The organism is Mycobacterium sp. NGS56 (assembly GCF_059812425.1).
Window position 1 is genome coordinate 75,624 of the sequence record NZ_JCALCQ010000007.1, and the last position, 23,316, is coordinate 98,939.

Annotated in this window: 31 protein-coding genes; 26 read left to right on the forward strand and 5 right to left on the reverse strand. The window is 66.7% G+C overall.

The annotated features are described in order from the left end of the window. The first annotated feature begins 114 nt into the window (after nt 1-114). The 15 genes from AC5Y4F_RS17625 to AC5Y4F_RS17695 all read left to right on the forward strand — a co-directional run bounded on the left by AC5Y4F_RS17625 (nt 115) and on the right by AC5Y4F_RS17695 (nt 11,758). A complete protein-coding gene (locus tag AC5Y4F_RS17625) occupies nt 115-717 on the forward strand; it encodes a TetR/AcrR family transcriptional regulator (protein ID WP_197520608.1) in 603 nt (200 codons plus the stop codon). A gap of 427 nt (nt 718-1,144) precedes the next feature. Further along, nucleotides 1,145-1,450, forward strand: a complete 306-nt coding sequence (gene rpsJ / locus AC5Y4F_RS17630) for a 30S ribosomal protein S10 (protein ID WP_003873519.1) — start codon at nt 1,145-1,147, stop codon at nt 1,448-1,450. Between the two features lie 13 nt (nt 1,451-1,463). Continuing rightward, a complete protein-coding gene (rplC, locus tag AC5Y4F_RS17635; protein WP_067350602.1) occupies nt 1,464-2,117 on the forward strand; it encodes a 50S ribosomal protein L3 in 654 nt (217 codons plus the stop codon). Further along, nucleotides 2,114-2,797 (forward strand): 50S ribosomal protein L4, encoded by a 684-nt coding sequence (gene rplD, locus AC5Y4F_RS17640; protein WP_156750114.1) that lies wholly within the window; start codon nt 2,114-2,116, stop codon nt 2,795-2,797. The genes rplC and rplD overlap by 4 nt, the downstream gene beginning before the upstream one ends. Then, nucleotides 2,798-3,100: a 50S ribosomal protein L23 gene (gene rplW, locus AC5Y4F_RS17645; protein ID WP_067936522.1), complete on the forward strand. Its 303-nt coding sequence runs from the start codon at nt 2,798-2,800 to the stop codon at nt 3,098-3,100. It abuts the gene before it with no gap. 81 nt (nt 3,101-3,181) lie between these two features. Then, on the forward strand, nt 3,182-4,024 hold the full coding sequence (rplB, locus tag AC5Y4F_RS17650; RefSeq protein ID WP_007773586.1) for a 50S ribosomal protein L2: 843 nt from the start codon (nt 3,182-3,184) through the stop codon (nt 4,022-4,024). Nucleotides 4,025-4,041: 17 nt separating this feature from the next. Next, nucleotides 4,042-4,323, forward strand: a complete 282-nt coding sequence (gene rpsS / locus AC5Y4F_RS17655) for a 30S ribosomal protein S19 (protein ID WP_008260806.1) — start codon at nt 4,042-4,044, stop codon at nt 4,321-4,323. Then, entirely contained in the window at nt 4,320-4,889 is a 570-nt protein-coding gene (gene rplV, locus AC5Y4F_RS17660) for a 50S ribosomal protein L22 (RefSeq protein WP_067936520.1), read from the forward strand. The genes rpsS and rplV overlap by 4 nt, the downstream gene beginning before the upstream one ends. Beyond that, nucleotides 4,889-5,725, forward strand: a complete 837-nt coding sequence (rpsC, locus tag AC5Y4F_RS17665; protein ID WP_067936517.1) for a 30S ribosomal protein S3 — start codon at nt 4,889-4,891, stop codon at nt 5,723-5,725. Before rplV ends, rpsC begins: the two co-directional genes overlap by 1 nt. A 3-nt stretch (nt 5,726-5,728) precedes the next feature. Then, complete coding sequence (rplP, locus tag AC5Y4F_RS17670; protein WP_067936515.1) at nt 5,729-6,145, forward strand: 50S ribosomal protein L16; 417 nt, start codon at nt 5,729-5,731, stop codon at nt 6,143-6,145. Beyond that, nucleotides 6,145-6,387, forward strand: coding sequence for a 50S ribosomal protein L29 (gene rpmC / locus AC5Y4F_RS17675; protein WP_067936512.1), 243 nt, complete (start codon nt 6,145-6,147; stop codon nt 6,385-6,387). The genes rplP and rpmC overlap by 1 nt, the downstream gene beginning before the upstream one ends. Next, nucleotides 6,384-6,761, forward strand: a complete 378-nt coding sequence (gene rpsQ, locus AC5Y4F_RS17680) for a 30S ribosomal protein S17 (protein ID WP_156750113.1) — start codon at nt 6,384-6,386, stop codon at nt 6,759-6,761. The genes rpmC and rpsQ overlap by 4 nt, the downstream gene beginning before the upstream one ends. 88 nt (nt 6,762-6,849) lie before the next feature. After that, nucleotides 6,850-9,213 (forward strand): arylsulfatase, encoded by a 2,364-nt coding sequence (locus tag AC5Y4F_RS17685; RefSeq protein WP_499997728.1) that lies wholly within the window; start codon nt 6,850-6,852, stop codon nt 9,211-9,213. A gap of 102 nt (nt 9,214-9,315) precedes the next feature. After that, nucleotides 9,316-10,206, forward strand: a complete 891-nt coding sequence (locus AC5Y4F_RS17690; protein WP_067936506.1) for a formylglycine-generating enzyme family protein — start codon at nt 9,316-9,318, stop codon at nt 10,204-10,206. Nucleotides 10,207-10,294: 88 nt separating this feature from the next. Further along, complete coding sequence (locus AC5Y4F_RS17695; protein ID WP_499997729.1) at nt 10,295-11,758, forward strand: HNH endonuclease signature motif containing protein; 1,464 nt, start codon at nt 10,295-10,297, stop codon at nt 11,756-11,758. Nucleotides 11,759-11,773: 15 nt separating this feature from the next. Here AC5Y4F_RS17695 and AC5Y4F_RS17700 read toward each other — a convergent pair whose 3' ends face one another. After that, on the reverse strand, nt 11,774-13,087 hold the full coding sequence (locus AC5Y4F_RS17700; protein ID WP_499997730.1) for an adenylate/guanylate cyclase domain-containing protein: 1,314 nt from the start codon (nt 13,085-13,087) through the stop codon (nt 11,774-11,776). Nucleotides 13,088-13,416: 329 nt separating this feature from the next. Between AC5Y4F_RS17700 and rplN the strand changes: the two genes are divergently transcribed. The 10 genes from rplN (at nt 13,417) to rplO (ending at nt 17,756) form a co-directional block, all read left to right on the forward strand. Then, entirely contained in the window at nt 13,417-13,785 is a 369-nt protein-coding gene (rplN, locus tag AC5Y4F_RS17705) for a 50S ribosomal protein L14 (RefSeq protein ID WP_003403649.1), read from the forward strand. Further along, nucleotides 13,786-14,103, forward strand: a complete 318-nt coding sequence (gene rplX, locus AC5Y4F_RS17710) for a 50S ribosomal protein L24 (protein WP_067929797.1) — start codon at nt 13,786-13,788, stop codon at nt 14,101-14,103. Beyond that, entirely contained in the window at nt 14,103-14,666 is a 564-nt protein-coding gene (gene rplE / locus AC5Y4F_RS17715) for a 50S ribosomal protein L5 (RefSeq protein WP_067122532.1), read from the forward strand. The genes rplX and rplE overlap by 1 nt, the downstream gene beginning before the upstream one ends. 4 nt (nt 14,667-14,670) lie before the next feature. Beyond that, nucleotides 14,671-14,856 (forward strand): type Z 30S ribosomal protein S14, encoded by a 186-nt coding sequence (locus AC5Y4F_RS17720; RefSeq protein WP_067929796.1) that lies wholly within the window; start codon nt 14,671-14,673, stop codon nt 14,854-14,856. 140 nt (nt 14,857-14,996) lie between these two features. After that, a complete protein-coding gene (gene rpsH / locus AC5Y4F_RS17725; protein ID WP_008260619.1) occupies nt 14,997-15,395 on the forward strand; it encodes a 30S ribosomal protein S8 in 399 nt (132 codons plus the stop codon). A gap of 23 nt (nt 15,396-15,418) precedes the next feature. Continuing rightward, nucleotides 15,419-15,958 (forward strand): 50S ribosomal protein L6, encoded by a 540-nt coding sequence (gene rplF / locus AC5Y4F_RS17730; RefSeq protein ID WP_066999330.1) that lies wholly within the window; start codon nt 15,419-15,421, stop codon nt 15,956-15,958. Nucleotides 15,959-15,999: 41 nt separating this feature from the next. Continuing rightward, nucleotides 16,000-16,368 (forward strand): 50S ribosomal protein L18, encoded by a 369-nt coding sequence (gene rplR, locus AC5Y4F_RS17735; RefSeq protein WP_082947397.1) that lies wholly within the window; start codon nt 16,000-16,002, stop codon nt 16,366-16,368. A 49-nt stretch (nt 16,369-16,417) separates the two neighbouring features. Further along, on the forward strand, nt 16,418-17,101 hold the full coding sequence (gene rpsE, locus AC5Y4F_RS17740; RefSeq protein ID WP_067346345.1) for a 30S ribosomal protein S5: 684 nt from the start codon (nt 16,418-16,420) through the stop codon (nt 17,099-17,101). Next, on the forward strand, nt 17,098-17,316 hold the full coding sequence (rpmD, locus tag AC5Y4F_RS17745; RefSeq protein WP_067929794.1) for a 50S ribosomal protein L30: 219 nt from the start codon (nt 17,098-17,100) through the stop codon (nt 17,314-17,316). The genes rpsE and rpmD overlap by 4 nt, the downstream gene beginning before the upstream one ends. After that, nucleotides 17,313-17,756: a 50S ribosomal protein L15 gene (gene rplO, locus AC5Y4F_RS17750; protein WP_499997731.1), complete on the forward strand. Its 444-nt coding sequence runs from the start codon at nt 17,313-17,315 to the stop codon at nt 17,754-17,756. Before rpmD ends, rplO begins: the two co-directional genes overlap by 4 nt. Here the strand turns inward: rplO and AC5Y4F_RS17755 are convergent, their stop codons facing one another. Beyond that, nucleotides 17,757-18,683, reverse strand: a complete 927-nt coding sequence (locus tag AC5Y4F_RS17755) for an LLM class flavin-dependent oxidoreductase (RefSeq protein WP_499997732.1) — start codon at nt 18,681-18,683, stop codon at nt 17,757-17,759. A 39-nt stretch (nt 18,684-18,722) separates the two neighbouring features. Here AC5Y4F_RS17755 and sppA point away from each other — a divergent pair, with 39 nt between their 5' ends. Then, nucleotides 18,723-20,495, forward strand: coding sequence for a signal peptide peptidase SppA (gene sppA, locus AC5Y4F_RS17760; protein ID WP_499997733.1), 1,773 nt, complete (start codon nt 18,723-18,725; stop codon nt 20,493-20,495). On the opposite strand, the gene AC5Y4F_RS17765 is transcribed toward sppA, so the two are convergent. From AC5Y4F_RS17765 to AC5Y4F_RS17775, 3 genes are read right to left on the reverse strand one after another with little or no spacing between them, the layout of a single operon-like run. Further along, nucleotides 20,469-21,398: a class I SAM-dependent methyltransferase gene (locus tag AC5Y4F_RS17765; protein WP_499997734.1), complete on the reverse strand. Its 930-nt coding sequence runs from the start codon at nt 21,396-21,398 to the stop codon at nt 20,469-20,471. The genes sppA and AC5Y4F_RS17765 overlap by 27 nt on opposite strands. Nucleotides 21,399-21,420: 22 nt before the next feature. Continuing rightward, nucleotides 21,421-22,335: a class I SAM-dependent methyltransferase gene (locus tag AC5Y4F_RS17770; RefSeq protein WP_499997735.1), complete on the reverse strand. Its 915-nt coding sequence runs from the start codon at nt 22,333-22,335 to the stop codon at nt 21,421-21,423. 11 nt (nt 22,336-22,346) lie between these two features. Then, nucleotides 22,347-23,297: a class I SAM-dependent methyltransferase gene (locus AC5Y4F_RS17775; protein ID WP_499997736.1), complete on the reverse strand. Its 951-nt coding sequence runs from the start codon at nt 23,295-23,297 to the stop codon at nt 22,347-22,349. Between the last annotated feature and the right edge of the window lie 19 nt (nt 23,298-23,316).

The window sequence follows — 23,316 nt, forward strand, 5'->3', positions numbered from 1 at the left end:
TTCGAGACCAATAGTCTTGTAGGTAGACCGATAGTCTCGTTCTCAAACAGGAGGTGGGTCACAATTACGGCCGGGACGTCCGACCCGCGCCCCGCGAGGTCGCGGGCCAGGCTGCTGGACGCCGCTGTCACGCTGTTGCGTGCCGGGGGTCCCAGCGCGGTGACGGTCGACGCCGTCACCCGCACCGCCAACGTAGCCAGGGCAACCCTGTATCGCCACTTCCCGAGCGGAAACGACTTACTGGCAGCCGCTTTCAACAGCTTGATCCCAGCATCGCCCACCCCGCCGGCGCAGGGTTCGCTGCGCGAGCGCCTGGTCGCCGTGGTGCTGGCCCAGGCCGAATCCGTGGCCCAGGCTCCTACGCTCATGACCGCCATGTCCTGGCTCGCGCTGGGACGCGATTTGGAGGGTCTGCCCGAGCCACGGCACAGCCCCAACGCCGACAGCGCGGCGATCACCACCCTGCGCGAGCGCATCGCCCAGCAGTACGCGGAGCCCTTCGACGCCATTTTCGACAGTCCGGAGGCCGCCGCCCAGCTGGGAGAGGTGGACCGGTCGCGGGCGATCGCCCTGCTCATCGGCCCGCTGGTGCTCGGCCGCCTGTCCACGCTGCCCGACTTCGACTACCGGCAGTGCGCCCTGGCGGCCGTGGACGGCTTCTTACATGTGCAGTGCGGCGGGGCGGGCACGGCCGACATCGAATCGGCTGGGGCCTAAGCGTCCCACCGCCCGCCGCCTCAAGCCCTCTGACCAGCTGGTTTACCGCCCGGTGCTACCGCCCTCGGGTCGGGTGCGGCAGATTCGGCCCGAGATCGCGGCCGAATTTTGTTCGGGCCACGATCTAAGGCATACTGTTCAGGTTGCCTTGAGCCGGGTTCGCGCCTGGTCGGGCATACGACCAGCGTCCAAACGGGCGTCCGGTCCCATCCTTTGAGAGCGACGAATTTCGATCGCGGATGAGGCTGCGTGAGGGTGACACGCCCGACCGCGGGGGCCGGTGGACCACGACAGGTAAACAGCGGCGCAATATCCGGCGCAACGCTCGATCGGCCCAGAGTTGGCCGGCCCGATCGGCGCGCCGGTGGCACTGAGGACATTTGAGCCCGGATACCCGGGCCTCAACAGGAGCGAGGGTAGGAGAAGCGTGGCGGGACAGAAGATCCGCATCAGGCTTAAGGCCTACGACCATGAGGCTATTGACGCGTCGGCGCGCAAGATCGTCGAGACCGTCGTCCGCACGGGTGCCAGTGTTGTAGGTCCGGTGCCGCTGCCGACCGAGAAGAACGTGTATTGCGTCATCCGCTCTCCGCACAAGTACAAGGACTCGCGGGAGCATTTCGAGATGCGCACCCACAAGCGGCTGATCGACATCCTCGACCCGACGCCGAAGACCGTCGACGCGCTGATGCGCATCGACCTTCCGGCCAGTGTCGACGTCAACATCCAGTAGGAGATCCAGACTCATGGCAAGAAAAGGCATTCTGGGTACCAAGCTGGGCATGACGCAGGTGTTCGACGAGAACAACAGGGTTGTGCCGGTGACGGTCGTCAAGGCCGGCCCGAATGTGGTGACCCGGATTCGTACCCCCGAGCGCGACGGCTACAGCGCCGTGCAGCTGGCCTACGGCGAGATCAGTCCCCGCAAGGTCAACAAGCCGGTGACCGGTCAGTACGCCGCCGCGGGCGTGAACCCGCGCCGGTTTCTGGCCGAGCTGCGGTTGGAGAACCCCGAGGCGGCCGCGGATTACGAGGTCGGCCAGGAGCTGACGGCGGAGATCTTCGCCGACGGCGCCTACGTCGACGTCACCGGCACCTCGAAGGGCAAGGGCTTCGCCGGCACCATGAAGCGCCACGGCTTCCGTGGTCAGGGCGCCAGTCACGGTGCCCAGGCGGTGCACCGCCGTCCGGGTTCCATCGGCGGTTGCGCCACCCCCGCCCGGGTGTTCAAGGGCACCCGGATGTCGGGCCGGATGGGTAGCGACCGCGTGACCGTCCAGAACCTGTTGGTGCACAAGGTCGATACCGAGAACGGCGTGCTGCTGATCAAGGGCGCGGTCCCGGGCCGCACCGGTGGACTCGTCGTTGTCCGCAGCGCGGTCAAACGAGGTGAGAAGTGATGGCAGAAGGCTCCAAGAAGCTCAAGATCGACGTCAAGACGCCGGCCGGCAAGGTCGAGGGCTCGATCGAGCTGCCGGCCGAATTGTTCGACGCTCCGGCCAATATCGCGCTGATGCACCAGGTCGTCACCGCGCAGCGGGCGGCGGCGCGCCAGGGCACGCACTCGACCAAGACGCGCGGCGACGTCCGCGGCGGTGGCCGTAAGCCGTACCGGCAGAAGGGAACCGGCCGGGCCCGACAGGGTTCGACGCGCGCTCCGCAGTTCACCGGGGGTGGCATCGTGCACGGCCCCAAGCCCCGCGACTACAGCCAGCGCACCCCCAAGAAGATGATCGCCGCGGCGTTGCGCGGCGCATTGTCCGACCGGGCGCGCAACGGCCGCATCCACGCGATCACCGAGTTGGTCTCGGGTCAAACGCCGTCCACCAAGAACGCGAGGGCCTTCCTGGGCACGCTGACCGACCGCAAGCAGGTGCTGGTTGTGATCGGGCGCAGCGACGAGGCCGGCGCCAAGAGCGTGCGCAACCTGCCGGGTGTGCACGTCCTGGCCCCCGACCAGCTCAACACCTATGACGTGCTGCGCTCCGACGACGTGGTGTTCAGCGTGGAGGCGCTCAATGCCTACATCGCCGGGGCCACCGGCGGTGCCGCCGACAACGATGTGGAGGTATCGGCGTAGATGGCGACCATCACTGACCCCCGCGACATCATTCTGGGCCCGGTCATCTCGGAGAAGTCCTATTCGTTGCTCGACGACAACGTGTACACGTTTGTGGTGCACCCCGACTCGAACAAGACGCAGATCAAGATCGCGGTCGAGAAGATCTTCTCCGTCAAGGTCGCGTCGGTGAACACCGCGAATCGGCAAGGTAAGCGGAAGCGCACCAGGACCGGATTCGGCAAGCGCAAGGGCACCAAGCGGGCCATCGTCACGCTGGCGCCGGGTAGCAAACCGATCGATCTGTTCGGGGCACCGGCCTAGCCGGACGACGATGCAGAGCGAAGCGATGAGGAGGAGTTGGGCAATCCAACCGAGCCGCCGCGAGAGGAAACCTGATTAGACATGGCAATTCGTAAGTACAAGCCGACGAGCCCCGGCCGTCGCGGCTCGAGTGTGTCAGATTTCTCCGAGGTCACTCGCTCCACCCCGGAGAAGTCACTGGTGCGCCCGCTGCACGGCCACGGCGGTCGGAACGCGCACGGCCGCATCACCACCCGCCACAAGGGCGGCGGCCACAAGCGCGCCTACCGCGTGATCGACTTCCGTCGCAACGACAAAGACGGCGTCAACGCCAAGGTCGCGCACATCGAGTACGACCCCAACCGGACCGCCAACATCGCGCTGCTGCATTTCCTGGATGGCGAGAAGCGCTACATCATTGCGCCGCAGGGTCTTTCGCAGGGCGACGTGGTGGAGTGCGGGCCGAACGCGGACATCAAGCCGGGCAACAACCTGCCGTTGCGCAACATCCCGGCCGGTACCGTGATCCACGCCGTGGAACTGCGACCTGGCGGTGGCGCCAAGCTGGCACGGTCGGCCGGGTCGAGCATCCAGCTGCTCGGTAAGGAGGGCACCTACGCGTCGCTGCGGATGCCCAGTGGTGAGATCCGCCGCGTCGACGTGCGCTGCCGCGCCACGGTCGGCGAGGTCGGCAATGCCGAGCAGGCGAACATCAACTGGGGCAAGGCCGGCCGGATGCGGTGGAAGGGCAAGCGCCCTTCGGTCCGTGGCGTGGTCATGAACCCGGTGGACCACCCGCACGGTGGTGGTGAGGGTAAGACCTCGGGTGGTCGCCACCCGGTGAGCCCGTGGGGCAAGCCCGAGGGCCGCACCCGCCACCCGAACAAGGCCAGTAACAAGCTCATTGTCCGACGCCGGCGCACCGGCAAGAAGCACGGTCGCTAGGAAGTCAGGAGTAGCACATGCCACGCAGCCTGAAGAAGGGCCCGTTCGTCGATGGCCACCTGCTCAAGAAGGTGGACACGCAGAACGAGAAGAACACCAAACAGGTGATCAAGACATGGTCGCGACGTTCGACGATCATTCCTGACTTCATCGGCCACACCTTCGCCGTCCACGACGGACGCAAGCACGTCCCGGTGTTCGTCACCGAGTCGATGGTCGGTCACAAGCTTGGTGAATTCGCGCCCACCCGCACCTTCAAGGGACACATCAAGGACGACCGGAAGGCCAAACGGCGATGACCACAACGGAATTCCCATCGGCGGTGGCCAAAGCGCGGTTCGTGCGGGTGTCGCCGAGAAAGGCGCGCCGGGTGATCGACCTGGTGCGCGGCCGCTCGGTGACCGACGCGCTGGACATCTTGCGCTGGGCGCCGCAGGCCGCGAGTGAGCCGGTGGCCAAGGTGATCGCCAGCGCCGCGGCCAACGCGCAGAACAACAATGGGCTGGACCCGTCCACCCTGGTGGTCGCCACCGTCTACGCCGACGAGGGGCCCACCGCCAAGCGCATTCGCCCGCGCGCCCAGGGCCGCGCCTTCCGTATTCGCAAGCGCACCAGCCACATCACCGTGGTGGTGGAAAGCCGGCCGGGCAAGGACCAGGGGTCGGCGAAGTCGACCCGGGCCCGCCGTGCCGAGGCGAGCAAGGCCGCCGCGAAGGCACCCGCCAAGAAGGCACCCGCCAAGAAAGCGCCGGCCAATAAGGCACCGGCCAAGAAGGCCGCCACCAAAGCGCCCGCGAAGAAGGCCGCACCGAAAGCCGAGGCCAAGTCGTCTGAGACCTCTGACGCGAAGGGAGGCTCAGACTAGTGGGCCAGAAGATCAATCCGCACGGCTTCCGGCTGGGCATCACCACCGACTGGAAGTCACGCTGGTACGCCGACAAGCAGTACTCGGACTACGTCAAGGAAGACGTCGCGATCCGGCGGCTGCTCTCGACCGGCCTGGAGCGGGCCGGGATCGCCGACGTGGAGATCGAGCGCACCCGCGACCGGGTCCGGGTGGACATCCACACCGCGCGTCCCGGCATCGTCATCGGCCGTCGCGGCACCGAGGCCGACCGGATCCGTGCCGACCTGGAGAAGCTGACCGGCAAGCAGGTGCAGCTCAACATCCTCGAGGTCCGAAACCCGGAGTCCCAGGCGCAGTTGGTGGCCCAGGGCGTGGCCGAGCAGCTGAGCAACCGCGTGGCGTTCCGCCGTGCGATGCGCAAGGCCATCCAGTCCGCGATGCGTCAGCCCAACGTCAAAGGGATCCGGGTGCAGTGCTCCGGCCGTCTCGGTGGTGCCGAGATGAGCCGCTCGGAGTTCTACCGGGAGGGCCGGGTGCCGCTGCACACGCTGCGCGCCGACATCGACTACGGCCTGTACGAAGCGAAGACCACGTTCGGCCGGATCGGCGTGAAGGTGTGGATCTATAAGGGCGACATCGTCGGCGGGAAGCGCGAATTGGCCGCCGCCGCTCCGGCGGGCGCCGAGCGGTCGCGCCGCGAGCGTCCGTCGGGTACCCGGCCGCGCCGCAGCGGCGCGTCGGGCACCACCGCCACCGGCACCGAGGCCGGCCGCGCCGCCGCGAGCGCCGACGAGGGTGCGGCCGCCGCGACCCAGTCGGCACCCGCTGCAGAACCACAGAGCACGGAGAGCTGAATCATGTTGATTCCCCGCAGGGTTAAACATCGCAAGCAACACCATCCCCGTCAGCGCGGTATCGCCAGTGGCGGAACGGCGGTGAACTTCGGTGATTACGGCATCCAGGCTCTAGAGCACGCCTACGTCACCAACCGGCAGATCGAGTCCGCTCGTATCGCCATCAACCGGCACATCAAGCGTGGCGGCAAGGTGTGGATCAACGTCTTCCCCGACGTGCCGCTGACCAAGAAGCCCGCCGAAACCCGGATGGGTTCGGGTAAGGGTTCGCCGGAGTGGTGGGTGGTCAACGTGAAGCCGGGCCGGGTGCTGTTCGAGCTCAGCTACCCCAACGAGCAGACCGCCCGGGCAGCGCTGACCCGCGCAATCCACAAGTTGCCGATCAAGGCACGCATCGTGACTCGAGAGGATCGGTTCTGATGGCAGTGGGAACTTCGCCTGGTGAACTGCGTGAGCTCACCGAAGAGGAGCTGACCGAGCGGTTGCGCGAATCCAAGGAAGAGCTGTTCAACCTGCGCTTCCAGATGGCGACCGGACAGCTCACCAACAACCGCCGGCTCCGCACGGTGCGTCAGGAGATCGCGCGCGTCTACACCGTGCTGCGCGAACGAGAACTGGGCTTGGCTAGTGGACCCGAGGGTCCCGACGGTAAGGAATCGTGATGGCAGAAGCCAAGAAGGCTGCCCCCAAGAAGGCTGCCGCCAAAAAGGCCGCCCCTAGAAAGGCCGCAACCGAGGCCGCGTCGAAGGACAAGGGCCCCAAGAACACTCCGGCCAACCCGAAGGTGCGGGGCCGCCGCAAGGTGCGCATCGGCTACGTGGTGAGCGACAAGATGCAGAAGACCATCGTCGTCGAGCTCGAAGACCGCGTGCGTCACTCGCTGTACGGCAAGATCATCCGGACCACCACCAAGGTCAAGGCGCACGACGAGAACAGCACCGCCGGTATCGGCGACCGCGTCTCGTTGATGGAGACCCGCCCGACGTCGGCGACCAAACGTTGGCGGCTCGTCGAAATTTTGGAAAAGGCGAAGTAAGCCCTTTCGGTACCAGCACCTAAACGCCCGGTCTCGGGTGTAGTCTGCACGCACGTTCGGCAAGTCCGTTACGAGAGCGAGGCTGACGATGGTGGCTGGGTCGGGGCAGTCGTTCACAGGCAAGATCGAGCTCGACATCCGGGATTCCGAACCCGACTGGGGGCCCTACGCCGCACCGACCGCGCCCGAGAACGCGCCCAACGTCCTGTACCTGGTGTGGGATGACACGGGCATCGCGACCTGGGACTGCTTCGGCGGCTTGGTCGAAATGCCCGCCATGTCGCGCATCGCCGAGCGTGGCATCAGGCTCTCGCAATTCCACACCACCGCGCTGTGTTCGCCGACCCGGGCGTCGTTGCTCACCGGCCGCAACGCCACGACCGTCGGCATGGCCACCATCGAGGAGTTCACCGAGGGCTTTCCCAACTCCAACGGTCGCATCCCGTTCGAAACCGCCCTGCTCTCCGAGGCTCTCGCCGAACGGGGATACAACACCTACTGCGTGGGCAAGTGGCACCTGACGCCCCTCGAGGAATCGAACCTCGCCTCGACGAAGCGGCACTGGCCGACCTCGCGCGGCTTCGAGCGGTTCTACGGGTTCATGGGCGGGGAGACCGATCAGTGGTATCCGGACCTGGTCTACGACAACCACCCGGTGACTGCGCCCGGCACCCCGGAGGACGGCTACCACCTGTCGAAGGACATCGCAGACAAGACGATCGAATTCATCCGCGACGCCAAAGTGATTGCGCCGGACAAACCTTGGTTCTCCTACGTGTGCCCCGGCGCAGGGCACGCGCCGCACCACGTCTTCTCCGAATGGGCCGACAAGTACGCCGGCAAGTTCGACATGGGCTACGAGCGCTACCGCGAGGTGGTGCTGGAGCGGCAGAAGTCACTGGGCATCGTGCCGGCCGACACCGAATTGTCCCCGATCAACCCGTATCTGGACGTGCAGGGGCCGGGCGGTGAGCCCTGGCCGCTGCAGGACACGGTGCGCCCCTGGGATTCGCTGAATGATGAAGAGAAGCGGCTGTTCTCCCGGATGGCCGAGGTGTTCGCCGGGTTCCTGAGCTACACCGACGCCCAGATCGGCCGGGTTTTGGACTATCTCGAGGAGTCGGGCCAGCTGGACAACACCATCATCGTGGTCATTTCCGATAATGGCGCCAGCGGTGAGGGCGGACCGAACGGGTCGGTCAACGAGGGCAAGTTCTTCAACGGCTACATCGACACCGTCGAAGAAAGCATGAAGCTGTACGAATACCTCGGCGGCCCAAAGACTTACAACCATTACCCGATCGGATGGGCGATGGCGTTCAACACGCCCTACAAGCTGTACAAGCGCTACGCCTCCCATGAGGGTGGCATCGCCGACACGGCAATCATCTCGTGGCCCAACGGCATTGCCGCGCACGGGGAAGTTCGCGACAACTACGTCAACGTCTGCGACATCACCCCGACCGTCTACGAGCTGCTGGGGATGACGCCGCCGGAAACCGTCAAGGGCATTGCCCAGAAACCGCTGGATGGCGTGAGTTTCAAAGCGGCCCTGGCCGATCCGGGCGCCGATACTGGCAAGAGCACCCAGTTCTACACCATGCTGGGCACGCGCGGGATCTGGCACCAGGGCTGGTTCGCCAACACCGTACACGCGGCCACCCCGGCCGGCTGGTCGCATTTCGACGCCGACCGCTGGGAACTGTTCCACATCGAGGCCGACCGCAGCCAGTGCCACGACCTCGCGGCCGAAAACCCGGACAAATTAGAAGAACTCAAGGCACTGTGGTTCGCGGAGGCGGCCAAGTACAACGGGTTGCCGCTGTCGGATCTGAACATCCTGGAGACGCTCGGGCGGTCGCGGCCGTATCTGGTCAGCGAACGGAACAGCTACATCTACTATCCCGATTGCGCCGATGTGGGCATCGGTGCCGGCGCCGAAATCCGCGGCCGGTCGTTCTCGGTGCTGGCCGAGGTGACCGTCGATACCACCGGCGCCGAGGGTGTGCTGTTCAAGCAGGGCGGCGCGCACGGCGGGCATGTGCTTTTCATCCAGGACGGCCGACTGCATTACGTGTACAACTTCCTCGGCGAGCGCCAGCAGGAGGTCTCGTCGTCGAACGCCGTGCCCCTGGGCAGACATCTGTTCGGTGCCGGCTATTCGCGGACCGGGACGGTCGAGAACAGTCACACGCCGCTGGGTGACGTCACGCTCTTCATCGACGACAAGGTGGTCGGCACGCTGACGGGGGTGACGACCCACCCCGGAACCTTTGGGCTGGCCGGTGCAGGTATCACGGTCGGGCGCAACGGGGGGTCGGGAGTGTCCAGCCGTTATAAGGCGCCGTTCGCATTCACCGGCGGCACCATCACCGCGGTCACCGTTGACCTGTCCGGCCGGCCCTATGTGGACGTGGAAGCCGAAATCGCGCTTGCCTTTTCACGAGACTGATGCGGCGGCGCGCTAATTGTTCGGCAGGGGTTCGGCCGTGCAAACATCGCGCCGACGGCCCATCGTACGGCCCTCTCCACGCTCACGGCGTAGCCTGGCGGGGTGCTGAGCGAGCTGATTGACCTGCCGGGCGGGTCATTCCGCATGGGGTCGACCAGCTTCTACCCCGAAGAGGCGCCGATCCACACCGTGGTGGTGGGTCGGATTGCGGTGGAACGACACCCGGTGACCAACGCACAGTTCGCCGACTTCGTCGACGCCACCGGGTATGTGACGGTGGCCGAGCAGCCGATCGACCCGGCGCTGTACCCGGGAGCGAACCCAGACGATTTGTGCCCCGGCGCAATGGTTTTCCGGCCGACACCCGGGCCGGTCGACCTACGCGACTGGCGGCAGTGGTGGCAGTGGGTGCCGGGAGCGAGCTGGCGCCACCCGTTCGGCCCCGGCAGCGACGTCGCGGAACGCGACGACCATCCGGTTGTGCAGGTGGCGTATCCGGACGCGGCGGCCTATGCGCGCTGGGCCGGCCGGCGGCTGCCGACCGAGGCCGAGTGGGAGTATGCGGCCCGGGCCGGATCCACAAGGACCTACTCGTGGGGCGACGAGGCCACCAGCGATGGCCGACTGATGGCCAACACCTGGCAGGGCGACTTCCCGTACCGCAATGAGGGGGCGCTCGGCTGGGTGGGAACATCGCCCGTTGGGACGTTCGCCCCCAACGCCTTTGGACTCCTCGACATGATCGGCAACGTGTGGGAGTGGACGGCCACCGAGTACGGCGCGCATCACCGGCTCGACGAGCCGCCCAAATCCTGCTGTGCTCCGTCGGGTCCCGCCGATCCGTCCGTCAACCAGACGTTGAAGGGCGGCAGCCACCTGTGCGCGCCGGAGTACTGCCACCGCTACCGTCCTGCCGCCCGGTCACCGCAGTCACAGGACTCCGCGACGACGCACATCGGGTTTCGCTGCGTGGCGGACTTGCCGTCGCGCTAGCTAGTGGTCACGTGATGACTTTGTACATCGTCGCGTAGATGCAGCAGGGCGACGGAGGTTGTCGTACCCCGCTGGCATAATCGAACGTATGTTCGAGTGGTGGTCTGCCTCGCGGGAGACGCCGGAGTCGGCGGCGCTGCTGAACCGGGCGCGTGAGGCCGGGCGCGCGGAGGCGCAGGCGGCCGCCGAGCGGCTGGTCGCCGTCGGTGAGTTGCTGGTCCTGCGCTGCCGGCAGTCGGGGGAGTGCGCGGACTGGTCGGCCGATGCGTGGGATGCGGTGGCCGCACAGGTGGGTGCGGCGCTGGGATGCAGCGTGGCGATGGGCCATAGCTATTTGCGCTATGCGATGGCGATGCGGGATCGGCTGCCGGAGGTCGGTAAGGCGTTTCGGGCCGGCCACCTCGACTATCGGGCGTTTCAGACGATCGTGTTCCGCACCGACCTGGTCACGGATGCCGAGGTGTTGGCCCGCGTCGATGCGCAGGTTGCGGCGCTGGTGTCGCGGCGCCTCTCGCTGACCCGCGGCGGCTTAGCCGCCGCGGTGGACCGGGTGGTCGCCTTGGTCGATGCCGACGCGGTGCGTCGCGCCAAGGACGCGGTCAGCGATCGCTACGTGGATGTGCTGGCCAACGAGTCGGGAATGGCGTATGTGAGCGCCAGCGTGTTTGGCACCGATGGTCAGGCCTTGAACCGCCGCCTTGATGCGTTGGCGGCCACCGTGTGCGCCTCCGATCCCCGGACCGCCACACAGCGGCGCGCGGATGCGTTGGGGGCGTTGGCCGCCGGTGCCCAGCGACTGGTGTGTGGCTGCGGGCGGGGTGACTGCGCTGCGGACCCGGTGGCGCTCAAGAGCAACGTGGTGATCCACGTGGTCGCCGAGCAAGCCAGCCTCGAGGGTCGCGGGTCCACCCCGGCTGTGTTGCCCGGCGTTGAGGGTCTTATCCCGGCCGAGGTAGTGGCCGAGCTGGCCAAGTCGGCACGGTTGGTACCGCTGACCGCACCGGCGGACGCCGAATCCCGCTACGTCCCTTCGGTCAAGCTGGCGGACTTTGTGCGCTGCCGCGATCTGACGTGCCGGGCCCCGGGCTGTGACCGTCCGGCCACCGAATGCGATCTCGACCATACGATCCCGTACGCCCAGGGCGGCGCTACGCACGCCTCGAACCTCAAGGCGCTGTGCCGTCTACACCACCTTTTGAAAACGTTTTGGGGCTGGCGCGACCGACAGTTACCGGATGGGACCGTGATTTGGACGCTGCCTGACGGACATACCTACATCACCACCCCGGGCAGCGCGCTGCTGTTTCCGTCCCTATGCGCGCCCACCGGCAACGCGCCTGCACCCGTCGCACCCAAACCCGAGGGCTGCGCCGAGCGCACCGCCATGATGCCCCGACGCACGCGCACCCGCGCCCAAAATCGCGCCGCACGGATCGCCACCGAACGCAGGCAAAACCACGACGCCCGGCAACCGAAACTTCGAGAACGCGAGGCCGTGTACTTCGGTCAAGCACCCCCCGCCGACGGCGACGGGGATCCACCGCCATTCTGATTGCCGGGCAACCGTTTACGCGGACGCAACGGCGAACAGACGCCACTCGCCCGGGACCCCCTTGAGTTGGTGCGCGCCGCGGTCCTCGAACTCGAGTCCCGACCCGATCACCAAGTCGCGCAGCGTGCTAGACACCAGTACGTCGTTCGGCCCGGCCTGCGCACTCACGCGCGCGCCGATGTGGACACCGATCCCGCCGATGTCATCGCCGCGGACCTCGCACTCGCCGGTGTGCAGACCGGCGCGCACCTGGATGCCGAGGGCCTGCATGGCATCGCGAATTGCCATGGCGCAACGGATCGCTCGCTGCGGACCGTCGAACATCGCCAGAAAACCATCACCCGTGCTGTTCACCTCACGGCCACGGAAGCGGGCAAGCTGCGACCGCACAATCGCGTCGTGCGCATCAAGCAGCGCGCGCCAGTCGCGGTCGCCCATCTCCGCAGCCCGGCGAGTCGAGTCCACGATGTCGGTGAACAACACGGTGGCGAGAACCCGGTCGTCCGGCACGTCGGGCTGCTGGCCTGTGATGAACTCGGCGATTACCTGAAACGACTCGCGCCACGGTTCCACGAAGTGGTACAGGTTATGTCCCGGCAGCTCAACGTATTTCGCGCCCGGCATGTGATCGACGACGTATTTGCCCCTAGCAGCCGGGATGATCGGGTCGTCAGTGTGATGGAGGACGAGCGTTGAAACACGGATCGTGGGAAGCACGGCCCGCACGTCTACTTCGGTCACGAGCCGTTGGCGGAGAGCAACGGTCCCTGGGCTCGCCGCCAGGCGTTCGTGTCGCGCCCATGTCGCCCGAATCTCCTCGTTCCATGGCATGTCCGGATTGACTGCATGTACGGACGCGCCCGTTCCCCACGTGGCGACCATGCCTGCCAGGACTCTCTGGGTCCCTGTATCGCGCTCAGCCACCGGATCCGCGTAGCCCTCAAGCATGACCAGTGCGCTTGTGCGAGACGGATGTGTTGCTGCGAACAGCGCCCCTGTCGCGGACCCGCCGTCGCTTGCCAGGAGCACCGCTTCGCGACTTCCGAGATCGTCAAGCACCGCCGTGATGCTGTCGGCCCATTGCTCCAAGGTCGGCTGCGCGCCCGACCTGACGGGATCGGAGGCTCCCGTATCCGGCTGGTCGAAGAAGATCAGCCGACCGAGCGATGTCATCGCGTCGATCCAACCCTGGATCGACGGCAGCTCCGGAAAGGTCTCGCAGCATGTGAACCAGTTCGGGACGAACACGATGTCGCGCTCGCCCTGTGCCGACGCCCGGTAGGCGACGCGCAAGTCCCCGTTCATCGCATAACGCGTCTCCGAGAACATGGCGGAAGTGTAGTTCCCGAAGGAGGGCGTCACCAGGCGTTTTCGCTGTTCAAGAGGGTGCCATGATTGTGATCCTGGGCGATTCGACGCCTTCAGCGGAGCACGATGCTCCCCATCTCATCCGGCTTCGCGCAGAATTTGGCTCTGAGCTGGTCGTCCCCTAGACTCTAGGGGTTGCCTTGGGCAGACCTCGGCCGGTGCGAATCGGCCCCGCGTGCCCTTCGGTGACGAAGACCGCGCACGTCAGGTTTTTTGGTGGGCCATGCCCGCCGAATGCTCACCCCGGTGGGTTCTCCTGCCGTGCACACGCAACCAGGTCAGGAGATCGAGTGATTCAGCAGGAATCGCGACTGAAGGTCGCCGACAACACCGGCGCCAAGGAGATCTTGTGCATCCGTGTGCTCGGCGGTTCGTCGCGACGCTACGCCGGCATCGGTGATGTCATCGTCGCCACCGTCAAGGACGCCATTCCCGGCGGCAACGTCAAGCGTGGGGATGTCGTCAAGGCCGTCGTGGTGCGCACGGTCAAGGAGCGCCGCCGTCCCGACGGCAGCTACATCAAGTTCGACGAGAACGCCGCGGTGATCATCAAGCCCGACAACGACCCGCGCGGGACGCGCATCTTCGGGCCGGTGGGCCGCGAACTGCGCGAGAAGCGGTTCATGAAGATCATCTCGCTTGCCCCGGAGGTGTTGTAAATGAAGGTCCGTAAAGGCGACACCGTGCTGGTCATCGCCGGCAAGGACAAGGGCGCCAAAGGCAAGGTCCTGCAGGCTTACCCGGAGCGTGACCGCGTGCTGGTCGAGGGCGTCAACCGGATCAAGAAGCACACCGCGATTTCGACCAACCAGCGCGGAGCGCGGTCGGGCGGCATCGTCACCCAGGAAGCCCCAATCCACGTCTCCAACGTGATGGTCGTCGACTCGGACGGTAAGCCCGCTCGCGTCGGTTACCGGGTCGACGACGAGACCGGCAAGCGGGTCCGTATCTCCAAGCGCAATGGCAAGGACATCTGATGAGTACTGCAGAAAAAGTTCAGCCGCGCCTGAAAGAGCGCTACCGCAGCGAGATTCGTGATTCGCTGCAGCAGCAGTTCGGCTACGCCAACGTCATGCAGATCCCGACGGTGACCAAAGTCGTCGTCAACATGGGTGTCGGCGATGCGGCGCGGGACGCGAAGTTAATCAACGGCGCGGTCAGCGACCTGAGTCTGATCACCGGGCAACGCCCCGAGATCCGTCGCGCGCGCAAGTCCATCGCGCAGTTCAAACTGCGTGAGGGCATGCCGATCGGTGCGCGGGTCACCCTGCGCGGTGACCGGATGTGGGAATTCCTGGACCGGCTCACCTCGATCGCGCTGCCCCGTATCCGCGACTTCCGCGGGCTTTCGCCCAAACAGTTCGACGGTGTCGGTAACTACACCTTCGGGCTGGCCGAGCAGTCGGTGTTCCACGAGATCGACGTGGACAAGATCGACCGGGTCCGCGGCATGGACATCAACGTCGTCACCTCGGCGACGAACGACGACGAAGGACGAGCGCTGTTGCGGGCTCTCGGCTTTCCCTTCAAGGAGAACTGAGTACATGGCTAAGAAGGCACTGGTCAACAAGGCCGCACGCAAGCCGAAGTTCGCGGTGCGCGGCTACACGCGTTGCAACAAGTGCGGCCGCCCGCGCGCGGTTTACCGCAAGTTCGGCCTGTGCCGGATCTGCCTGCGCGAGATGGCGCACGCGGGCGAACTGCCCGGTGTGCAGAAGAGCAGCTGGTAACAGCCCGAACCCCCAAGACCAACCGGAGAAAAGGTGCGCGGCAGGCCCGGACCGGGAACCACCGCGAGGAAGGTGACAGACACTGTCATGACTGCGACAACGACGATGCAGAGCGCAGCGATGAAGAGGAGTGGCGCTCGATGACGATGACGGACCCGATCGCAGACTTCTTGACCCGGCTGCGCAACGCCAATTCGGCGTATCACGACGAGGTGACGTTGCCGCACTCGAAGCTGAAGGCAAACATCGCCCAGATCCTCAAGAGCGAGGGCTACATCAGCGACTACCGGACCGAGGATGCCCGGGTCGGCAAGTCGCTGATCGTCCAGCTCAAGTACGGGCCGAGCCGGGAGCGCAGCATCGCCGGCCTGCGCCGCGTGTCCAAGCCCGGTTTGCGGGTGTACGCGAAATCCACCAATCTGCCGCGCGTGCTCGGCGGCCTGGGAGTGGCGATCATCTCCACCTCCTCGGGCCTGTTGACCGACCGCCAGGCAGCCCGACAGGGCGTGGGCGGCGAAGTCCTCGCGTACGTCTGGTAAGGGCGGGGAGGTAACGAAACACTATGTCTCGCATTGGTAAGCAGCCGGTTCCGGTTCCATCCGGAGTCGACGTGACGATCGATGGTCAGAAGGTGTCGGTGAAGGGGCCCAAGGGCGTCCTCGATCTGACAGTGGCCGAGCCGATCACCGTGTCGCGCAACGACGATGGCGCGATCGTGGTCACCCGTCCGAACGACGAGCGGCGCAACCGCTCGCTGCACGGACTGTCGCGCACCCTGGTGTCCAACCTGGTCACCGGCGTGACGCAGGGGTACACCACCAAGATGGAGATCTTCGGCGTCGGTTACCGCGTGCAGCTCAAGGGCTCCAACCTCGAGTTCGCGCTGGGCTACAGCCACCCTGTGGTGATCGAGGCTCCGGACGGCATCACGTTCGCCGTCCAGTCGCCGACGAAGTTTTCCATCACCGGGATCGACAAGCAGAAGGTCGGCCAGATCTCGGCGAACATCCGCCGTCTGCGCCGCCCCGACCCGTACAAGGGCAAGGGTGTGCGTTACGAGGGTGAACAGATCCGCCGCAAGGTCGGAAAGACAGGTAAGTAATCATGGCGCAAACACAAGCTGGCACCACCGCGCGAAAGCCGCTGGGGCAGAGCGTTTCTGCGACCCGGCGCATCTCTCGGCTGCGTCGGCACGCGCGGCTGCGCAAAAAGATCGCCGGTACCCCGCAGCGTCCGCGGCTGGTGATCAATCGGTCAGCGCGACACATTCACGTGCAACTGGTCAACGACGAGAACGGGACCACGGTCGCGGCCGCGTCGTCGATCGAGGACGATGTGCGAAGCCTGCAGGGAGACAAGAAAGCCCGCAGCGTGCGGGTGGGCCAGCTGATCGCCGAGCGCGCCAAGGCCGCCGGCATCGACAGCGTGGTCTTCGACCGTGGCGGATACACCTACGGCGGACGGATCGCGGCGCTGGCCGATGCCGCACGCGAGAACGGATTGCAATTCTGATGAACAGCGGAATGACGAAGAGATTGAACACGACTGGAAGGACCGCATAATGGCGGAGCAGCCGACCGGCGGACAAGGCGCCGGCGACAGCCGTGACTCGCGCGGTGACCGCGACAGCCGCGGTCGCCGTGGCGACGGCGGTCGTGGCGGCCGCGACCGCGACGGCGACAAGAGCAACTACCTGGAGCGGGTTGTCGCGATCAACCGTGTCTCCAAGGTGGTCAAGGGTGGTCGGCGATTCAGCTTCACCGCATTGGTGATCGTCGGCGACGGTCACGGCATGGTCGGTGTCGGCTACGGCAAGGCCAAAGAAGTTCCCGCGGCCATCGCCAAGGGCGTCGAGGAGGCCCGCAAGGGCTTCTTCCGGGTGCCGCTGATCCGCGGAACCATCACCCACCCGGTGCAGGGTGAGGCGGCCGCCGGCGTGGTGCTGCTGCGCCCGGCCAGCCCCGGTACCGGCGTGATCGCCGGTGGCGCCGCGCGTGCGGTGCTGGAATGTGCCGGCGTGCACGACATCCTGGCGAAGTCGCTGGGCAGTGACAACGCCATCAATGTGGTGCACGCGACCGTCGCCGCCCTCAAGCTGCTGCAGCGCCCCGAGGAAGTGGCCGCTCGTCGCGGTCTGCCCATCGAGGACGTCGCGCCGGCCGGAATGCTCAAGGCGCGCCGCGAAAGTGACGCGATGGCCAGTGCGGCGGCACGAGAGGCCCAGACTTCGGGGGCGCAACCATGAGCAGTCAACTGAAGATCACCCAGGTGCGCAGCACCATCGGGGCCCGCTGGAAGCAGCGTGAGTCCCTGCGCACCCTGGGCCTGCGGCGGATTCGCCACTCGGTGATCCGCGAGGACAACGCGCAGACCCGCGGCCTGATCGCGGTCGTCAGCCACCTCGTCGAGGTGGAGCCGGCCGAGGCGACGGCCAAGGGCACCGGAGGTAGCACGAAATGACGATCAAGCTCCACGATCTCAAGCCCGCGCGCGGTTCGAAGACCGCGCGTACCCGCGTCGGTCGCGGTGAGGGCTCCAAGGGCAAGACCGCCGGTCGCGGCACCAAGGGCACCAAGGCACGCAAGAACGTGCCGGTGACCTTCGAGGGTGGCCAGATGCCGATCCACATGCGGCTCCCGAAGCTGAAGGGCTTCCGTAACCGGTTCCGCACCGAGTACGAGATTGTCAACGTCGGCGACCTCAATCGGCTTTTCCCGCAAGGGGGTTCGATCGGCGTGGACGAGTTGGTGGCCAAAGGCGCGGTTCGCCGCAACTCGCTGGTCAAGGTCCTCGGTGACGGCAAGCTGACGGTCAAGGTCGAGGTCACCGCGCACAAGTTCAGCGCCAGTGCACGCGAGAAGATCACCGCCGCAGGCGGTTCGGCGACGGAGCTGTCCTAGCTAGGTCAGCTGCGGAATCACTTCCGCGGCAAGGCGTTCCATCTGCTCATGGTTCTCGCCGACATCGGTGCCGACGGGATTCAGTAGCACCATCTTCGCCCCGGCATCGATGACCTCACGCAACCCGCGCACCACGTCATCGGGTGTGCCGGACACCGGTACATCCTGCACGCCGGGCATGCGTCCGTAGATGCGGTCCAGCCCGTCGAGCACGCGTTCGCGGGCCCTGGCGGCGTCGTCGTCGACCATCAGGTAGACCCGCTTGCCGATGGTGAAGTTCGCGGGGTCCTTCCGTTGCTCGTCGAGCTCGCGGCGCAGGACGGCCACCGCCTTGGCGAACGCCTCGGTGGTCGAGGAGCCCGCGCCCAAAAATGAGTCGCCGTGCCGCACCGCGCGGGCCAGCGCCTTGGGCGCCTGGCCCCCGAACCAGATCGGCGGGTGCGGCCGCTGAACCGGCTTGGGCTGGATCGGGAGGTCGTCGACGTCGCGGAATCGACCGTGAAACGTCACCCTCGGCTCGTCGGACCACGCCGCCTTCATCAGCTCCAGGCCCTCGGTGAAGTACGAGATGAAGGTGTCCTTGTCCACGCCGAAGGCGGCGAATTTCCGCCTGCCGCCGCCGGGAGCGACACCGATGTCGAGCCTGCCGTGGCTCAGTCGATCGACAGCGGTGGCGGCCGAGGCCAATTGCAGCGGGTCGTGCAACGACGTCACCAGGACCGCGACGCCCAGGCGCAACCGCTCGGTGCAGGCCGCGCAGTACGCCAGCAGCTCCAGCGGCGCGAGCAGCGGCGCGGGCCCGATGATCTGCTCGAGCAGCCAGCCGCCCTCGAATCCGAGTTCTTCGGCGCGCGCGAGAAAAGCGCGTAGCCCCGCTGGGTCGAAGCCGTCGTAGTCGAACTGCGGGATCGCGATGGCAAAGCTCACCCGACCACCGTACGGCCCGTGCATCGGTAGTCTGCAGACATGTTCGCTTTCCTTCCTTCGATCCCCGGCGTCGACGAGGTTCGGGCCCTGGCCGGACGGGTCGATACCGCACGCCATCACGGCGTGCCCAACGGCTGCGTGCTCGAATTGGATTTGCGCGCCATGCCACCGGAGACGTCGGGCTTTGACCCGCTGACCATCATCAGCGGCGGGAGCCGACCGACAGCGCTGCGCGACATCGTGGCCGCCATCTACCGGGCGGCCGAGGATCCGCGGGTGGCCGGGCTGATCGCCCGTGTGCAACTCACGCCGTCGCCGGCGGCGGCGGTGCAGGAGCTGCGTGCGGCGGTCGTGGCTTTCACCGCCGCGAAGCCGTCGCTGGCCTGGGCCGAGACCTACCCGGGCACGTTGTCGTACTACCTGGCTTCGGCCTTCGGTGAGGTCTGGATGCAGCCGGCCGGAAGCGTGGGACTGATCGGATTCGCCAGCAATGCCACGTTTTTGCGCGATGCGTTCGACAAGGCCGGCATCGAACCCCAATTCGTCGCGCGGGGTGAATACAAGTCTGCGGTGAACCGATACACCGAGCACGGCTTCACCGAGGCCCATCGCGAGGCCGTCACCCGGATGTTGCAGAGCCTGCAAGAGCAGGTGTGGCAAGAGGTGGCGGAATCACGCAAGCTCGACGCCGCCGGGCTCGACGCGCTCGCCGATCGTGCCCCACTGTTGCGCGAGGACGCCGTGTCCTCTGGTCTGGTCGACCGGATCGGCTTCCGGGACGAAGCCTACGAACGTATCGCGGAAATGGTTGGAGCGGAGGATGTTTCCGATACAACACCACCGCGGCTGTACGTTTCGCGCTACGCGGGCGCGGCCAGGTCGCGGCTGGCGCCGCCGGTGCCCCCGGTTCCCGGCCGCCGCGCCAAGCCCACGGTGGCGGTCATCAACGTGGACGGCGAGATCGTCGACGGCCGTGGCGGGCCCCAGTTCCTGCCGTTCGGCGCCTCCACCGTCGGCGGCGACACCATCGCCGCGGCAGTGCGGGAAGCCGCAGCCGACGAATCGGTGTCCGCGATCGTGCTTCGAGTCAACAGCCCCGGAGGCTCGGTCACCGCATCGGAAACCCTGTGGCGCGAAGTGAAAAGGGCTCGCAAACGCGGCAAGCCGGTGGTGGCGTCGATGGGTGCGGTCGCCGCATCCGGCGGCTACTACATCGCGGTGGCCGCCGACGCGATCGTGGCCAGCCCCGCAACGGTCACCGGTTCGATCGGCGTGTTCACCGGCAAGCTGGTGATTCGCGATCTGCTGGAGCGGCTGGGCGTCGGGCTGGAAACCGTGCGTACCAACGCCAATGCCGATGCGTGGTCGATCGAGTCGCCGTTCACCCCGGAACAGCGCGCTCACCGCGAGGCCGAAGCCGACCAGGTGTACGGGGACTTTCTGGAGCGGGTCGCCGACGGCCGCAACATGACCACCGACGCCGTCGAACGCGTCGCTCGGGGCCGGGTGTGGACCGGCGCAGACGCACGCGAGCGGGGCCTGGTCGACGAACTGGGGGGCTTCCGAACCGCCGTGCGGCGGGCGAAAATCCTTGCCGGACTGGACGAGGACACCGACGTGCGCACCGTGACCTACCCGGGCGCATCGCTGTTGGACCTGCTGCGGCCCCGGGCCTCCTCGCAACCTGGCGCGGCATCGCTGCCCGATGCGCTCGGCGCGCTGCTAAGCCGAACCCTCGCCGGCATCGTGGACAACGCCGAACGGTCCTACGGTGGGGCTAGCGCGCTATGGGTGGGACCCGGGCGGCTCTAACGTGGCGCTGATGAAGACGATCTCACCGAGGGGGTCGTCGTTCTCCGGTGCGGGTACTTCGATGCCGTTGCGCTCGAAGAGTTCCGTACGGGTCACCCCTTCGGCCCGCCATCCGATGCTGGACAGGTAGTCGACGACGTGGTTGCGTTCGCCGGCGTAAACCAGCGACGCCATGTCGATGTCGACGCCGTGCTCCCGGAATGAGCCGGACATCTCGCGCACCCGTTCCGCGTCGAAATCCACGATCCCGGGCACGAATTCGGTGGCGATGGTGCTGCCGGGCGCACTGAGTGCGGTGATGTTGTCGAACAACCGATCCTGGGCCTCCGGCGGCAGATAGATCAGCAGTCCCTCCGCCAGCCAGGCCGTCGGGGCCGCCGTGTCGAATCCCGCCGCCTTCAACGCGGCGGGCCAATCCGCTCGCAGATCGATGGGGATGGTGCGCCGCGATGCGGTCGGCTCGGCACCCACGTCGGCCAGGGTGGTGCTCTTGAACTCGATCACCCGCGGCTGGTCGATCTCGTAGACCATCGTGCCGGCCGGCCACGGCAGCCGGTAGGCGCGCGCGTCCAGGCCGGCCGCCAGGATTACCACCTGGCGCACCCCGCCCTCGGTGGCCTCGGCGAAGTAATCGTCAAAGTATTTGGTGCGCACGGCCATTCCGTCGACCATCGACTGGATACGCACCGGCGAGGCATTCTCGATCCCATCCACATCGAGTTCGCCGTCCATCATCTTGGTGAAGAAATCCACCCCGACCGCGCGCACCAGCGGCTCGGCGAACGGATCGTTGATCAAACCGCGGGGATCCTTGGTCGCCATCGCACGCCCGGTCGCGACCATGGTTGCGGTCGCGCCGACACTCGACGCCAGGTCCCACTCATCATCGTGAGTGCGTGACATAGTCAGAACCCTAACCCCAGCATTACTTGAGGGTGGCGGTGACGTAGCTCAGCTCACCGAAGGTGGCCGTCATCTCGTCCTCGGGGAACTCGAAACCATTGTGGGCGTACAATTCCCGGGCGCGCGTCGCCGTTACCTGCCAGCCCTTCTCGGTGAGGTAGTCGACGACGACGCTGCGCTCGCCCCGGTAGAACAGGTCGGCGGCGCTCATATTCAAGCCTAACCGCTGCCAGCGCTGGGAGATGCGCTCCAGGCGCTCGTCGGAGAACGCGTGCGGGTCGGGCACGTGTTCGGTCGCCAGCCGGCTGCCCGGCGCACTGAGCGCCGTGATGTTGTCGAACAGGCGGTCCTGGGCGTCGGGAGGCAGGTAGGGGAGCAGCCCCTCGGCGCTGACCGCGGTCGGCTGGGTGACGTCAAATCCGGCCTCGCGCAGGGCGGCCGGCCAGTCGTCGCGCAGGTCGATGCTGATGGTACGGCGCTCGGCGGTCGGAGCGGCACCGAGGCCGGCCAGCGTGTCGGTCTTGAAGGCGATGACCTCCGGCTGGTCGATCTCGTAGACGAGAGTGCCCGGCGGCCACGAGAGCCGGTAGGCCCTGGTGTCCAGTCCGGAAGCCAGGATCACCGCCTGCCGCACACCGCCTTTGGTTGCGCCGGTGAAGAAGTCGTCGAAAAACCTGGTGCGCACCGTGATCTGCTCCGCGCGCGCCTTGCGGTTGAACAGCGGGTCGTCCTCGAAGTCGATTTCGCCGTCGATGATGCGGATGAAGGGGTCCAGCCCGACGGCACGCACCAGCGGCTCGGCCAGCGGATCGTCAAGCAGAGGCGCGGATCCCTGCGACGCCACGGCGCGCGAGGCGGCGACCATGGTGGCCGTCGCTCCCACGCTGTGCGCCGGACCCCAGCTGTCGCCGTCGGTGCGTCCAGTAGTGGTGGTCATCCTCCCGGCTCCTATTTCTCGCCGAGCGTGCCGCTGGTGTACAGCATCTCACCCATGCGCATGTCGTCGTCGGTGAGCGGGTCAAGCCCGTTGGCCACGAACAATTCTCGGATGCTGGCGCTGTTAAGCCGCCAACCGCGATCGGCCAGGTACGGGGCCGCCTCGTTGCGGTCGCCGAAGTAGACCAGCCCCGCCATGTCCAGCTCGAAACCGTGCGCACGCCAGCGCTCGGAGATCGTCTGCATGCGCTCCTTCATCTTCTCCTCGTCGCCGGGCTCGGGGTTGGGTGCGCTTTCGGTGGCCAGGCGGCTGCCCGGCGCGCTGAGCTCGGTGATGGTGTCCAGCAGGCGATCCTGCGCCTCTGGCGGCAGGTAGCCCAGCAGGCCCTCGGCGCTCCACGCGGTGGGCTGGCACGGGTCGAAGCCGGCGTTGCGTAGCGCGGTCGGCCAGTCGTCGCGCAGATCGACGGCCACCACTCGCCGCTCGGCGGTGGGGGCGACCCCCAGGTCGGCCAGTGCGCGAGTCTTGAATTCGATGACCTGTGGCTGGTCCACCTCGTAGACCACCGTTCCGGCCGGCCACGCCAACCGATAGGGGCGGGCGTCCAGCCCGGAGGCCAGGATCACCGCCTGCTTGACGCCCGCGTTGGTCGCGCCCAGGAAGAACTCGTCGAAGAACTTGGTGCGGACCGCCATGTTGTCTGCCATCCGGGACATCGCCCCGGCGGACCCCGCGGCACCGTCGTGCGCGTCATTTAACTCGGCGGGATCCAGCTCGCCGCCGGCCAACCGGGAAAGCAGGTCCACGCCGACCAGCTTGACCAGCGGCTCGGCGAACGGGTCGTTGATCAATGGGTTGTCGGCGCGGGTGGCCATGGCGCGGGCCGCCGCGACCATCGTCGCGGTCACGCCGACGCTGGACGCCAGGTCCCAGGTGTCGCCTTCATACCTGGTGGAAGTCATGTTTGTGCCCCTATCGGAA

Bases quoted from the DNA above. Each gene is read 5' to 3' on its own strand.
- rplC (WP_067350602.1), top strand. From the start codon at position 1,464: ATGGCAAGAAAAGGCATTCTGGGTACCAAGCTGGGCATGACGCAGGTG.
- rplW (WP_067936522.1), top strand. From the start codon at position 2,798: ATGGCGACCATCACTGACCCCCGCGACATCATTCTGGGCCCGGTCATC.
- rplB (WP_007773586.1), top strand. From the start codon at position 3,182: ATGGCAATTCGTAAGTACAAGCCGACGAGCCCCGGCCGTCGCGGCTCG.
- rpsS (WP_008260806.1), top strand. From the start codon at position 4,042: ATGCCACGCAGCCTGAAGAAGGGCCCGTTCGTCGATGGCCACCTGCTC.
- rplV (WP_067936520.1), top strand. From the start codon at position 4,320: ATGACCACAACGGAATTCCCATCGGCGGTGGCCAAAGCGCGGTTCGTG.
- rplP (WP_067936515.1), top strand. From the start codon at position 5,729: ATGTTGATTCCCCGCAGGGTTAAACATCGCAAGCAACACCATCCCCGT.
- rpmC (WP_067936512.1), top strand. From the start codon at position 6,145: ATGGCAGTGGGAACTTCGCCTGGTGAACTGCGTGAGCTCACCGAAGAG.
- AC5Y4F_RS17685 (WP_499997728.1), top strand. From the start codon at position 6,850: ATGGTGGCTGGGTCGGGGCAGTCGTTCACAGGCAAGATCGAGCTCGAC.
- AC5Y4F_RS17695 (WP_499997729.1), top strand. From the start codon at position 10,295: ATGTTCGAGTGGTGGTCTGCCTCGCGGGAGACGCCGGAGTCGGCGGCG.
- AC5Y4F_RS17700 (WP_499997730.1), bottom strand. From the start codon at position 13,087: ATGTTCTCGGAGACGCGTTATGCGATGAACGGGGACTTGCGCGTCGCC.
- rplX (WP_067929797.1), top strand. From the start codon at position 13,786: ATGAAGGTCCGTAAAGGCGACACCGTGCTGGTCATCGCCGGCAAGGAC.
- rplE (WP_067122532.1), top strand. From the start codon at position 14,103: ATGAGTACTGCAGAAAAAGTTCAGCCGCGCCTGAAAGAGCGCTACCGC.
- AC5Y4F_RS17720 (WP_067929796.1), top strand. From the start codon at position 14,671: ATGGCTAAGAAGGCACTGGTCAACAAGGCCGCACGCAAGCCGAAGTTC.
- rpsH (WP_008260619.1), top strand. From the start codon at position 14,997: ATGACGATGACGGACCCGATCGCAGACTTCTTGACCCGGCTGCGCAAC.
- rplF (WP_066999330.1), top strand. From the start codon at position 15,419: ATGTCTCGCATTGGTAAGCAGCCGGTTCCGGTTCCATCCGGAGTCGAC.
- rpsE (WP_067346345.1), top strand. From the start codon at position 16,418: ATGGCGGAGCAGCCGACCGGCGGACAAGGCGCCGGCGACAGCCGTGAC.
- rpmD (WP_067929794.1), top strand. From the start codon at position 17,098: ATGAGCAGTCAACTGAAGATCACCCAGGTGCGCAGCACCATCGGGGCC.
- rplO (WP_499997731.1), top strand. From the start codon at position 17,313: ATGACGATCAAGCTCCACGATCTCAAGCCCGCGCGCGGTTCGAAGACC.
- sppA (WP_499997733.1), top strand. From the start codon at position 18,723: ATGTTCGCTTTCCTTCCTTCGATCCCCGGCGTCGACGAGGTTCGGGCC.
- AC5Y4F_RS17765 (WP_499997734.1), bottom strand. From the start codon at position 21,398: ATGTCACGCACTCACGATGATGAGTGGGACCTGGCGTCGAGTGTCGGC.
- AC5Y4F_RS17770 (WP_499997735.1), bottom strand. From the start codon at position 22,335: ATGACCACCACTACTGGACGCACCGACGGCGACAGCTGGGGTCCGGCG.
- AC5Y4F_RS17775 (WP_499997736.1), bottom strand. From the start codon at position 23,297: ATGACTTCCACCAGGTATGAAGGCGACACCTGGGACCTGGCGTCCAGC.